Source organism: Catenulispora yoronensis (assembly GCF_039531695.1).
GTDB lineage: Bacteria > Actinomycetota > Actinomycetes > Streptomycetales > Catenulisporaceae > Catenulispora > Catenulispora yoronensis.
Window position 1 is genome coordinate 1 of record NZ_BAAAQN010000114.1, and the last position, 12,262, is coordinate 12,262.

Here is a 12,262-nt window from a genome sequence, read left to right on the forward strand (position 1 = left end):
GACTGCCGCGCCATCACACCGGGAGCCTGCAACTCCAGGATGCGCGTGCCCTCGGCCTCGACCGGACCCAGACCGTCGATCGGCTCACCCAGCGGGTTCACCACCCGGCCCAGGAAGTTGTCACCGATCGGGGTGGACAGGATCTCGCCGGTGCGGGAGACCTTCTGGCCCTCCTCGATGCCGGCGTAGTCGCCCAGGACCACCACGCCGATCTCGCGGACGTCCAGGTTCAGGGCGATACCGAGGGTGCCGTCCTCGAACTTCAGCAGCTCGTTCGTCATGGCCGAGGGCAGACCCTCGACCTTGGCGATGCCGTCGCCGATCTCGACCACGGTGCCGACTTCGTCCTTCGACGCCTCGGGCGCCTCGTAGGAAGCGACAAAGCGCTCCAACGCGTCCCGGATCTCCTCCGGACGGATCGTGAGCTCCGTCATGAGTATTCCTGCTCTCCTAGATTCATCCGGGCCGGGCAGCGGCGGGCCCCGCTCCCGCAGGAGAGGGATTCCGCCCGCCGCCACCACCCGCAGGTCGTTTCTGGTGGGTACTGCTGTGTCCTACTTGTACGACGCCGAGCCGTGACGCCGAGCGCCGCTGCGTGCCGCGGGGTGCTCAGCTGGTGAGCTGCCGCTGCACCCGGGCCAGCCGGGTGGCGACCGTGCCGTCGATGACCTCGTCGCCGACCCGCACCGACAGCCCGCCCAGCACCGCCGGGTCCAGGTCCAGGTTCAGGTGGACCTCCTGCCCGTACAGCCGCTTGAGCACCGCCTGCAGCCGCGTCCGCTGCTGCTCGGTCAGCGGCACCGCGGCCTTCACGTACGCGATCAGCCGCTGCCGGCGCTCGGCCGCGGCCTTGCCGACCTCGGCCAGACCGGCGCTGATCGACCGGCCGCGGGGGTTCGCCACCAGGCGGCCCACCAGCCGGTACGTGGTCGCGTCCACCTTGCCGCCGAGCAGCCCGTCGACCAGCGCCAGGCGCTTGTCGGCGGCCACCCGGGTGTCGCCCAGGGCCAGCGCCAGGTCGCCGTTGGAGTCCAGCACCCGGCCCAGCCGGAACAGCTCGTCCTCGACCTCGTCCAGCTTGCCGTCCCGCTCGGCGACCGCCAGGTCGGCGCGCACCGACAGCGCGGCCACCGAGTCCGACAGGTCGCGCGGGGCGCTCCAGCGGGACCGGGCCAGGCCGGCCACCAGGGCGGCGGCGTCGGCGCCGATCTTGCCGGCCAGCAGCGCGGTCGCGATGTCCGCACGCTGGGCCGCCGGCCGGGCCGGGTCGGTCAGCATGCGGCGCAGCCGCGCGTTCTGGCCGAAGGCGGTAGCGACCGCCGACAGGTCGTCGGCGATGCCGGCGACATCAGCGCCCGGCGCCGAGGTGAGGGCGTCGAGGCGGTCGGCCCCGGCCGCGAGGGCCTCGCGGCTGGCGCCCTGCATCAGGCACCCGCCTTCGCGGTCGCCTGGGCGTCCGCCTTGGCCTCCAGCTCGGCCAGGAACCGGTCGACGGTGCCGCGCTGCCGGGCCTCGTCCTCCAGCGACTCGCCGACGATCTTGCCCGCCAGCTCGATGGCCAGCGAGCCCAGGTCGCCCTTGAGCGCCGCCCGGGTCGCCGCGGCGTCGGCGTCGAGCTGCGCCCGCCCGCCGGCCACCAGGTTGTCGCGCTGCTCCTGGCCCTCGCCGCGCAGCTGGGCCACGATCTCGGCACCCTGCTCGCGCGCGTGCTGGGTGATCTTCGCGGCCTCGTGGCGCGCCTCGGTGAGGTTGCGCTGGTACTCCTCCTGCAACGCGGCGGCGGCGGCCTGGGCCTCCTCGGCGCGCTTCATACCGCCCTCGATCGCGTCGGTGCGCTCGTCGAGGGTCTTCTTGATGCTCGGAAGCAGCTTCTTCCAGAAGATCACGAAGATGATGAGGAACGCGATGGTGCCGACGACGAGCTCGTCGCCCTGCGGCATGATCGGGCTCTCAGCCAGGATGACTCCTGCTGCCATGGTCTTCCACCTTCCCTAGGTCCGAAGTGGCTCGGGATGGCTCTTTACTTCAGGACGAACGGCGCGATGAAACCGAGCAGCGCGAGCGCCTCGGTCAGCGCGAAGCCGATGAACATGTTGGTGCGGATCATGCCGGCGGCCTCGGGCTGGCGGGCCATCGCCTGCACGCCGTTGCCGAAGATGAGACCGACGCCGATACCCGGGCCGATGGCCGACAGACCGTAGCCGAGGAAGCCCATGCCGCCCAGGGTGAGCTCGGACTTCGTGGTGTCGGCGGCCAGCTGGACCAGAGCGCTCATGTCAGTGAGTTCCTTCTTGGTTGGCCGGCGGGCAGTGTGCCCGACGGTCGGCTATGGATGGTGGTGCTGGATCTTGAGTTGTGTCCTGCCGGCGCCCCTTGTCGGGAACAAGAAAGCGCACGAGCACGTAGTACCTGTGTGGTCCTAGTGCGCTTCCTCGAGTGCGCCGGCGAGGTAGCTCGCGGTCAGCATCACGAAGATGTAGGCCTGGAGGGCCTGGATGAACAGCTCGAAGCCGGTCATCACGATCGCCATGGTGAAGCTCGCGCCGGAGAACAAGATGCCCTTGACGCTGAACATGTACCAGGCGCCGATCGAGAACGTGGCGATCAGCAGGTGGCCGGCGAACATGTTCGCGAAAAGCCGGATCGCCAGCGTGAACGGCCGCACGAAGATGTTCGACAGCAGCTCGATCGGGGTCAGGATGAACAGGATGCCCAGCGGCACGCCGCTGGGGACGCCCAGCACCCGGAAGTAGCCCAGGCCGTGCCGCTTGAAGCCGGCGTACATGTAGGTCAGCCAGACCATGACCGCCAGCGCCGCCGGGAAGGCGATGCGCGAGGACACCGGGAACTGGATGCCCGGGACGAACGACATGACGTTCATCAGCCAGACGAAGAAGAACAGCGAGAACAGCAGCGGGACGTACTTGTCGCCCTTGACGCCCATGGAGTCGCGGGCCATCCGGTCCCGGACGAACAGGTAGGCCACCTCGCCGATGTTCTGGACCCCGCGCGGCACCATCCGCGGCTTGTTGAAGGCGGCCCAGAAGAAGGTCACGATCAGCACCGTGATGAGCACGGCGAGCACGACCGGCTTGGTGACGCCCCAGCCGGCGATGTGGAACCACGGCCGGTTGGAGAAGTCGAAGATCGCATCGCTGGGAGCGACGCAGTTGAAGCCCCCGTTGTTCCCGAACAGGTGCGGCGTTCCGTTGCCGCACCCCTCGCCGCCCTCGGCGGCGAGGACGGTGCCGGTGGCGAGACTAAGGCTCATCGTGTGTGTCCAGACTGGCTCATCGTGACGGCAACCTTCAGGTGTCGGCGCGATCGGGCTGCCCCGGCTCGCGCGATCGGCACTGGATGTGTCGTGGCTATCGGTCGTGCGGGTCCTGCTGGTCCTGCGAATCCTGCGCCTGCCGCGCCGCCAGCGCGTCGGCGGCCGCGTCGGCCCGCTCGCGCCGCTTGCGCAGCAGCTCCGCGCGCTCCTGCCGCTCCAGCACCGACAGCTGCCGGAAGGTGAGGAACAGCCCGGCGGCGAGTCCGAAGACCACCCCGATCGGCGCGAACACGTTGGAGGTGCCGGCCCACCTGTCGATCAGCCAACCGAGGCCGCCGTAGAGGACCATGCCCGACAACAGGTAGCCGGTGATCGCGGCCGGGTCGACCTTCTTCTCGGTCTTCCCGGGCGACGCCTTCTCGCCGGGGGGCCCCGGCGGATTCGGCTTCTGGGTACTGCTCATACTGCTCATGCCGCCTCGGACGATAGCAGGAGAGATGACCTTCCCTGAAACCCAGCTGAGAAGGCGTGAGCGGCACGCTGGAATGCGTTAGGTGGCCCGCACCCGACACCGTTCGAATCCGAACGGAGGGCAGGCGACGCGTCATCTCCGGCCGTCCGGCCGGTCGTGGGACGGTCATGGTGCTTACCGGCCGCCGAGGGGCGACGGTTCGGACTCGGCAGTGCTCTCGGGGCGCTTGGGCGCCGCGGGCTTCAGCGAGTCCGGGATGGCGGACGGGTCCGCGTAGAAGATCTTCGTCTTCAGCACCGCGCGGGTCTCGGCGGCGAGCCACACCAGCGTCAGGCCCAGCATGGTGAACCCGAACGACCGGAAGTGGAACAAGGTGGTGTGCTTGAACGCGATCATCAGCACGGCGAGGAAGATGATTTTGCCGAGATACGTGAGCATCGCGTAGCCGAGCAGCAATTGCGGCTGGGACTGCGCGACGCGGCTGATGATGACGATCGTCACCGAGAAGAAGGCCAGCACGATGACGCTGCCGAGCAGCGCCCCGATCAGGCCCTTGCCGCCGACCAGCACGGTGCAGAGCACGACGGCGATCGCGCCGGCGGCGGCGGTGGGTACCGCTGCTCCGCGCAACAATCGGGCGTCAATGGCCTGCATGGCTTCCCTTAAGAAGTCTTGTAGGTCGCTGCCGGGACTCCGGCACCGCATCGTGTCGGTTCAGGTTACGGGGCTTCGGTGGTTAAGAGGTTGTGTCGTTCCGCTCACCAACCCCGGTCTCCCCTTGTTCGTGAAAGCTATCACAAGCTCGTCGACTACGCACGAACCGTTTTCCGGGACGCCCGCGACCAGTGTTTTTGCGGTCCGGCTCCGTCAGAGTGCGTACTTTTTTGACCTGGGCGGACCGGAGCGGGTGGACACCGCGTGACCGGCCGGCGGACGCCGAGCGACCGGCGGATGTGATCAACGTGACAGCGAGCGCGGCCGCCGCGCACCCTCGGCGTCGTCCGGCGATTTCGCTATGGCCGGGATGACGGCCGTCTCGGACGCGCCGGGGGCGGCGGCCGAGACCTGGACGCCGTTGGCGGCGATCTGGACCCCGTTCGCGGTGGCCGGAGCCGGCGCCGCACCGGCCGGGCCGGCCGGGCCGGCGGCGTGGCCCGCGCCCGGAGCCGTCATCGGGCCGGCCGCACCCGGTCCGGCCTGCGCCCGGTGCCGGGCCGGCGCCGCCGGGGCGCCGCGCCGGAGCCGGGCCTTGGCCCGGAGCCGCTCGCGGTGGTCGCCGAGCCGAGGGCCCAGCAGCATCAGCAGCCCCACCAGGGTCATCGCTATGGCGCCGTAGACCACCGGCTGGCGGGACGGCGTCACGGCGAACAGCACGGTGACGAAGGCCACCAGCGCGGCCCAGAAGTACATGATGAGCACCGCGCGCCGCTTGGAGTGCCCGATCTGGAGCATCCGGTGGTGCAGGTGGCCCTTGTCGGCGGCCAGCGGCGACATCCCGGCCCGGGTGCGCCGCACCACCGCCATCACCATGTCGGCGATCGGCAGCAGGGTCACCGACACCGGCATGATCAGCGGCAGGTAGACCGGAACCAGCTTGTGCACCGTGACCGTCTGGTTGACCGGCAGCTGGACGTACTGGCCGAGCTGGTAGGGGTCGATGCCGCCCATCACGGTGATCGAGGTGGCGGCCAGCAGCATGCCCAGCAGCATCGAGCCGGTGTCGCCCATGAACAGCCGGGCCGGGTCCCAGTTGTGGGCCAGGAAGCCCAGGCAGACACCGACGGTGACGATCGCGATCAGGGCCGGCGCGGTGGCCCCGGTGAGCTTGTAGCTGATCGCCAGCCGGTAGCAGTAGGCGAAGGAGGCCAGGCCCGCGATGCAGGTGATGCCGGCGGCCAGGCCGTCCAGGCCGTCGACGAAGTTCACCGCGTTCATCAGCAGCAGCACCAGGAACACCGACAGCACGATGGACAGCGTCGGGTCCACGGCCACGATGCCCATGCCCGGGATCACCAGCCAGCTGATCTGGATGCCCTTGACCACCATCACCGAGGCGGCGAAGATCTGGCCGGCCAGCTTGGTCAGCGGGTCCAGCTCGTACTTGTCGTCCACCACGCCCAGCACCACCACCAGGAACGCGCCCCACAGCAGGGCCTGCACCGTGTTGGTGGTGTGGTAGACGTTGCGCTCCAGCATCGGGAAGTGCTCGGCGACGATGAGCGCGGCGGCCAGTCCCGCGAACATCGCCAGGCCGCCCATGCGCGGGATCGGCGTCTTGTGCATGTCCCGGTCGCGGATCGCCGGCACCAGCCCGAACCGCACCGCCAGCGCCCGGATCGGGCCGCCGAGAAGCAGGGTCACCGCCAGGGCCACCGTCATGGCGAGCAGGTATTCCCGCACGAGGGGATCCATCCTCTCCGCTTCTCACTCCGGGCTGGGCGCCGGCCGACAGTGCCGGCAAGAACTGTCTGGCACCGACTGTCGGGCACCATCAGTATCGCCAGACAACCCTACGCCGACTATCGGCAGCCGGTGCGTCACAACTGTGGAACGGAACCGTTCTTCGGCGCGGACCGGCCGGGCGGCCGGGGCGACCAGCGGGGTGCGGCGGGTGGGGCCGTTGAGGCGGCTCGGGGAGCGCCGGGGCGGCCCTGGGCTGTCTGGTCGAATCGAGGGCGTGTGCGACCGCCCGGACGCCGTCGGAAAAGCATCACCGGCGAGTCGGGCCCGCCCGGATCGGCCTGCCGGGGCCAGCCGGCCCTCAACCGGTCCGGATCAGCCGGTCCGGGTCAGCCGGTCCGGGCCAGCCGGTCCGGGTCAGCCCGCGCGTTCCATCGTCGGCGCCACTTCCAGCAGCTGCTCGTACCGGATCGTGCCCTCGCGCAGCAGGACCGGGACGGTGCCGGTGACGTCGACGATGGAGCTGGCGCCGCCATCGGCGCCGACCTGCCCGGCGTCCAGGTAGACCGAGACGGCGTCGCCGAGCTGGTCCTGGGCCTCCTGCGCGGACTGCGCCGGGGCCATGCCGCTCTTGTTGGCGCTGGAGACGGCCATCGGGCCGGTCTCGGTGAGCAGTTCGATCGCCACCGGGTGCAGCGGCATCCGGACCGCGACCGTGCCCCGGGTCTCGCCCAGGTCCCAGGTCAGGGTGGGCTGGTGCATGGCCACCAGGGTCAGGCCGCCGGGCCAGAAGGCGTCCACCAGCTCCCAGCCCACCGACGGCATCCCGGCCACCAGGCCGTGCAGCGTGGCCGGCGAGGGCACCAGCACCGGGCTGGGCATGGCCGGACCCCGGCCCTTGGCCTCCAGCAGCGCGCGCACCGCCCAGTTGGTGAAGGCGTCGGCGCCGATGCCGTAGAGCGTGTCGGTGGGCAGCACCACCAGCTCGCCGCGGCGCACGGCGCCGGCGGCCTCCCGCAGTCCGGTTTTGCGCTGCTCGGGATCGCTGCAGTCGAATCGGCGGCTCATGGTGGCTGAGTTTAACCACCGGACGGCTCAGCCCTTGCGGGCGGTCACGAACCGCGGCCGGCCGGTCAGGTCCCGGTGGTCGGCGGCCTCGGCCCAGCCCCGCTCCTCCAGGAAGATCCGCTGGACCTCGCCGCCCTGCTTGTCCGAGTGCTCGAAGGCGGCCCAGCCGCCGGACTTCAGCAGCCGCTGCGCGGTGCGCTCCAGGCCGCGGATCAGGTCCAGGCCGTCGGGGCCGGAGAACAGCGCCAGCTCCGGGTCGTGGTCGCGGGCCTCGGGGGCCACGTACTCCCACTCGGTGAGCGGGATGTAGGGCGGGTTGGACACCACGAAGTCGACCCGGCCGTCCAGCTCCGGCAGCGCGGTCACGGCGTCGGCGAGGTGCAGCGCGACCCGCTCCCCGGCCTCGGCCGCGGCGATGTTGCGGGCGGCCCAGGTGTAGGCGTCGTCCGACAGCTCCACGGCGTGCACCCGGGCCCGCGGCACCTCCTGCGCTATCGACAGCGCGATGGCGCCGGAGCCGGTGCACAGGTCGACGATCAGCGGTTCGGCCACGTCCAGGGCCCGCAGCTTGTCGATGGCCCAGCCGACCATCACCTCGGTCTCCGGGCGGGGCACGAACACCCCGGGGCCGACGGCCAGCTCCAGGTAGCGGAAGTAGGCCGCGCCGGTGATGTGCTGCAGCGGCTCCCGGTTGGCCCGGCGGGCCACCACCTCCCAGTAGCGGGCGTCGAAATCGTGGTCGGCGACCCGGTGCAGCTCGGCCCGGCGCACCCCGTGCACCCAGGCCGCCAGCTCCTCGGCGTCGTGCCGGGGCGAGCCGACGCCGGCCTCGGCCAGCCGCAGCGCGGCCTGGGCGATCTCGGCGCGCAGCAGCGAGGACGGACCCGGCCGGTCCGCCGGCCGGTCCGCCGGCCGCTCGGCCGGCGGAGTGGAATCAGTCACGGCGTCCGCGCCCCTCAGTTGCCCCCGGCCGCGAGCTTCGCGGCGGTGTCCGCGTCGACACAGGCCTGGATCACCGCGTCCAGGTCCCCGTCGAGCACCTGGTCCAGGTTGTACGACTTGTAGCCGACCCGGTGGTCGCTGATGCGGTTCTCCGGGAAGTTGTAGGTGCGGATCCGCTCGGACCGGTCGACGGTCCGGATCTGCGACTTGCGCGCGTCGGAGGCCTCCTTGTCGGCCTCCTCCTGCGCCACCGCCAGCAGCCGGGCCCGCAGGATCCGCATCGCGGACTCCTTGTTCTGCAGCTGCGACTTCTCGTTCTGGCAGCTCACCACCACCCCGGTGGGCAGGTGGGTGATGCGCACCGCGGAGTCGGTGGTGTTCACCGACTGCCCGCCCGGACCGGAGGACCGGAAGACGTCGATGCGCAGGTCGTTGGGGTTGATCTCGACCTCGACCTCCTCGGCCTCGGGCAGCACCAGCACCCCGGCCGCCGAGGTGTGGATCCGGCCCTGCGACTCGGTGACCGGCACCCGCTGCACCCGGTGCACGCCGCCCTCGTACTTCAGCCGCGCCCACACGCCCTCGCCGGCGTCGTTCACCCGGCCCTTGACCGCGACCTGCACGTCCTTGTAGCCGCCGAGGTCGGACTCGTTGGACTCCAGCACCTCGGTCTTCCAGCCCTGGCGCTCGGCGTAGCGCATGTACATCCGGAGCAGGTCGCCGGCGAACAGCATGGACTCCTGCCCGCCCTCGCCGCCCTTGATCTCCAGGATGACGTTCTTCTCGTCCATCGGGTCGCGCGGGATGAGCAGCTTGTGCAGCCGCTCCTCCAGCACCGTGCGGCGGCCCTCCAGCCCGGGGATCTCCTCGCCGAACGCCGGGTCCTCGGCCGCCAGCTCGCGCGCGGTGTCGATGTCCTCCCCGACGGTCTGGTACTCCCGGTAGGTCTCGGCGATCGGCCCGAGCTCGGCGTAGCGCTTGCCCAGCTTGCGCGCGGTGTCGACGTCGGCGTGGACGGACGGGTCGGCGAGCTTCGTCCCCAGCTCGGCGTACTCGGCGAGCAGGTCGTCGATCACTTCGAACATGTCACGTCCTCACTGCAAGGGGCCGGAGAAGAGGGAACCAGTCGGCGAAAACACGACGACGGCGCCGGACCGCCCTTGCCGGGAGAACCCCCGGAACGCGGTTCCGACGCCGTCGAAGGTGCTACTTGGCGTCCTTCTTGCCGAAACGGGCCTCGAAGCGCGCCACCCGGCCGCCGGTGTCGAGGATCTTCTGCTTGCCGGTGTAGAACGGGTGGCACTGCGAGCACACTTCGGCGTGGATCACGCCGTTGGCGGCGGTGCTGCGGGTGGTGAAGCTCGCGCCGCAACCACAGGTCACAGTGGTGGCCACGTAGGTCGGGTGGATGTCAGGCTTCATTTCGGCTCCTTAGGTCGAGGTGGCCGCCGGGTCTCCATCGGATGGGGTGAACCGGGACCGACGAACTATCTTAACGGGGCCGCGGGGGTGGTTATTCCACTTCCGGTCGCCGCACCGTCACCAGGACCCGCCCTTGAGGCGCTGGGCCAGGAACTGCAGGGTCCGGGCCCAGCTCTCGTGCCTGGGGTCGAGCACCTCGAAATGGCCCATCTCCGGGAACTCGGCGAGCTCGGCCTCGTCGCCGGCCTCCCGGGCGGCGTCGGCGAAGGCCCGGGCCTGGCCGACCGGCACCCGGTCGTCCTGGCCGCCGTGCACCAGCAGCAGCGGCGTCTCCAGCGGCAGCAGCGCCGACGGGGAGGCCACCGCGTAGCGGTCGGGCACCTGCTCCGGCGTCCCGCCCAGGAACTCCACGGCGGCCGGGACGTCGAGCACCTTGAGCCCTTCGCGCGAGGAGCCGAGCCCGAGGCGCTCGTGCGCTGCGTCGTAGAGGTCGCAGACCCCTGCCTGGGCGACGACCGCGCTCACCTGGAATTCCGAGGAGAGCCACAGGGCCAGATGTCCGCCCGCGGAATGACCGATCAGGGCCGTGCGATCGGTGTCCAGCGGATACTCCCCGGACACCGCGCCGAGTTGGTCCAAGGACGCCGAGACGTCGTCGAGCGTGACCCGCCATTCGTTCCCGCCGCCGCCGTCCCCGACCCGCCGGTAGTCGATGTTCCAGGCCGCGATCCCGCGCGCCGCCAGGTCCTCGGCCAGCGGTTCCATCAGCTCGCGGTCGAAGGGGGTGCGCCAGAATCCGCCGTGGATCAGCACCGCGACCGGAAAGGGACCACCGCCCTCGGGCACATAGAGATCGGCTCCTTGAGACGGGTGCGGACCATAGGCAAAAGTGGCCGGGGTGATCGTCACCCCGGCCACCTTACTCATGCCGATGTCCTCTTACGAGTCACCGAGTCTTACCCGTCGGACTATATCGTCTCGCCGGACTCGCGCCCCGAAGGCTATTCCTGCGGGCCGACCGTCGTCTTCTGGATGGTCATCAGGAACTCGGCGTTCGACTTCGTCTTCTTCATCCGGTCCAGGAGCAGCTCCATGGCCTGCTGCTGGTCCAGCGCGTGCAGCACCCGGCGCAGCTTCCAGACGATGCCGAGCTCCTCGGCGCTCATCAGGAGCTCCTCCTTGCGGGTGCTGGACGGGTCCACGTCGACCGCCGGGAAGATGCGCTTGTCGGCGAGCTTGCGGTCCAGCTTGAGCTCCATGTTGCCGGTGCCCTTGAACTCCTCGAAGATCACCTCGTCGAGGCGGGAGCCGGTCTCCACCAGCGCGGTGGCCAGGATGGTCAGCGAGCCGCCGTTCTCGATGTTGCGCGCCGCGCCGAAGAACTTCTTCGGCGGGTACATCGCCTGGCTGTCCATACCGCCGGTGAGGATGCGGCCGGAGGCCGGCGCGCTGGTGTTGTAGGCCCGGCCCAGACGGGTGATCGAGTCCAGCAGCACCACCACGTCGTGGCCCAGCTCCACCAGCCGCTTGGCCCGCTCGATGGCCAGCTCGGCGACCGTGGTGTGGTCGTCGGCCGGACGGTCGAAGGTCGAGGCGATGACCTCGCCCTTCACCGAGCGCTGCATGTCGGTGACCTCTTCGGGCCGCTCGTCGACCAGCACCACCATCAGGTGGCACTCGGGGTTGTTCTGGGTGATCGCGTTGGCGATCGCCTGCAGCACCATGGTCTTGCCGGTCTTCGGCGGGGCCACGATCAGCCCGCGCTGGCCCTTGCCGATCGGCGCGATCATGTCGATGATGCGGGTGGTCAGGATGCCCGGCTCGGTCTCCAGGCGCAGCCGGTCCTGCGGGTACAGCGGCGTCAGCTTGGTGAACTCCGGACGCTGCCGGGCCGAGCCCGGCTCCAGGCCGTTGATCGAGTCCAGGCGGACCAGGGCGTTGAACTTCTCCCGGCGCTCGCCCTCCTGCGGGGCCCGGATGACGCCGGTCACGGCGTCGCCCTTGCGCAGGTTGTGCCGGCGCACCATGGCCAGCGAGACGTACACGTCGTCCGGGCCGGGCAGGTAGCCGGAGGTGCGCACGAAGGCGTAGTTGTCCAGGATGTCGACGATGCCGCCGACCGGGATCAGGACGTCGTCCTCGGTGATGGTGGTCTCGACGTCGCTGCCGCCGCCGTCCCGGTTGCGGGTGCGGCGGTTCTGCCGGTCCTCGCGGTTGCGGTTGCGGTCCCGGGTGCGGCGGTTGCCGCGGCGGTCGTCGTCGTAGTCGTTGGCGTTGTTGTTCTGCTGGCGGTTGCCGCCGGAGCCGGAGTCCCGGTTCTGGTCCCGGTTCTGGTCGCGGTTCTGGTCGCGGTTCTGGTCGCGCCCGCCGGAGCTCTGGTCCCGGCCGCCGTCGCGGTTCTGGTCCCGGCCGCCGGCCGGCTGGCCGCCGTCGGCCTCGGTCCCGCGGCCGCCGCGGTCCCGGTCGCGGCGGTTCTGCCGATCCCGGCGGTTGCGCTGCTGGTCGCCCTCGGCGGACTCGCCGGAGGCCGGCGCGGCGCCCTCCGCGGTCGCCACGGCGGTCTCGGCGGCCTTGACCGCCCGGTCGGTGCGCTCGGGGCGCTCGGTACGGTCGGTGCGGTCGGTCCGGTCGGTCCGGTCCGGGCGCTCGGCCGACGCGGCGGCCTCGGCCGCGGCGGCCGCCAC

13 protein-coding genes and 1 pseudogene are annotated in these 12,262 nt (G+C 70.7%); all 14 read right to left on the reverse strand.

The window, feature by feature from the left end; all coding sequences use genetic code 11:
- Positions 1–434: pseudogene (locus ABD481_RS45650) on the reverse strand (F0F1 ATP synthase subunit alpha); the annotation flags it as partial.
- 175 nt (positions 435–609) lie between these two features.
- Positions 610–1,425 (reverse strand): F0F1 ATP synthase subunit delta, encoded by an 816-nt coding sequence (locus ABD481_RS45655; protein WP_344672206.1) that lies wholly within the window; start codon positions 1,423–1,425, stop codon positions 610–612.
- A complete protein-coding gene (locus ABD481_RS45660) occupies positions 1,425–1,976 on the reverse strand; it encodes a F0F1 ATP synthase subunit B (protein WP_344672207.1) in 552 nt (183 codons plus the stop codon). The genes ABD481_RS45655 and ABD481_RS45660 overlap by 1 nt, the downstream gene beginning before the upstream one ends.
- Before the next feature lie 44 nt (positions 1,977–2,020).
- Positions 2,021–2,275 carry an ATP synthase F0 subunit C gene (gene atpE, locus ABD481_RS45665; protein WP_344672208.1) on the reverse strand — a complete coding sequence of 85 codons (255 nt, stop codon included), beginning with the start codon at positions 2,273–2,275 and terminating at the stop codon, positions 2,021–2,023.
- Between the two features lie 144 nt (positions 2,276–2,419).
- Entirely contained in the window at positions 2,420–3,271 is an 852-nt protein-coding gene (gene atpB / locus ABD481_RS45670) for a F0F1 ATP synthase subunit A (RefSeq protein WP_344672209.1), read from the reverse strand.
- A 97-nt stretch (positions 3,272–3,368) separates the two neighbouring features.
- Positions 3,369–3,746: an AtpZ/AtpI family protein gene (locus tag ABD481_RS45675; protein WP_344672210.1), complete on the reverse strand. Its 378-nt coding sequence runs from the start codon at positions 3,744–3,746 to the stop codon at positions 3,369–3,371.
- A gap of 174 nt (positions 3,747–3,920) precedes the next feature.
- Positions 3,921–4,400, reverse strand: coding sequence for a Cg1360 family ATP-synthase-associated protein (locus tag ABD481_RS45680; protein WP_344672211.1), 480 nt, complete (start codon positions 4,398–4,400; stop codon positions 3,921–3,923).
- 303 nt (positions 4,401–4,703) lie between these two features.
- A complete protein-coding gene (locus ABD481_RS45685; protein ID WP_344672212.1) occupies positions 4,704–6,158 on the reverse strand; it encodes an MraY family glycosyltransferase in 1,455 nt (484 codons plus the stop codon).
- Between the two features lie 405 nt (positions 6,159–6,563).
- A complete protein-coding gene (locus tag ABD481_RS45690) occupies positions 6,564–7,214 on the reverse strand; it encodes an L-threonylcarbamoyladenylate synthase (RefSeq protein WP_344672213.1) in 651 nt (216 codons plus the stop codon).
- A gap of 27 nt (positions 7,215–7,241) precedes the next feature.
- Positions 7,242–8,087, reverse strand: coding sequence for a peptide chain release factor N(5)-glutamine methyltransferase (prmC, locus tag ABD481_RS45695; protein ID WP_344672218.1), 846 nt, complete (start codon positions 8,085–8,087; stop codon positions 7,242–7,244).
- Positions 8,088–8,170: 83 nt separating this feature from the next.
- Complete coding sequence (gene prfA / locus ABD481_RS45700; protein WP_344672214.1) at positions 8,171–9,241, reverse strand: peptide chain release factor 1; 1,071 nt, start codon at positions 9,239–9,241, stop codon at positions 8,171–8,173.
- Between the two features lie 121 nt (positions 9,242–9,362).
- Positions 9,363–9,578, reverse strand: coding sequence for a 50S ribosomal protein L31 (gene rpmE / locus ABD481_RS45705; RefSeq protein ID WP_344672215.1), 216 nt, complete (start codon positions 9,576–9,578; stop codon positions 9,363–9,365).
- Between the two features lie 117 nt (positions 9,579–9,695).
- A complete protein-coding gene (locus ABD481_RS45710; protein WP_344672216.1) occupies positions 9,696–10,505 on the reverse strand; it encodes an alpha/beta hydrolase family protein in 810 nt (269 codons plus the stop codon).
- Between the two features lie 74 nt (positions 10,506–10,579).
- The coding region (gene rho / locus ABD481_RS45715) for a transcription termination factor Rho (protein ID WP_344672217.1) at positions 10,580–12,262 on the reverse strand (1,683 nt) is incomplete at its 5' end.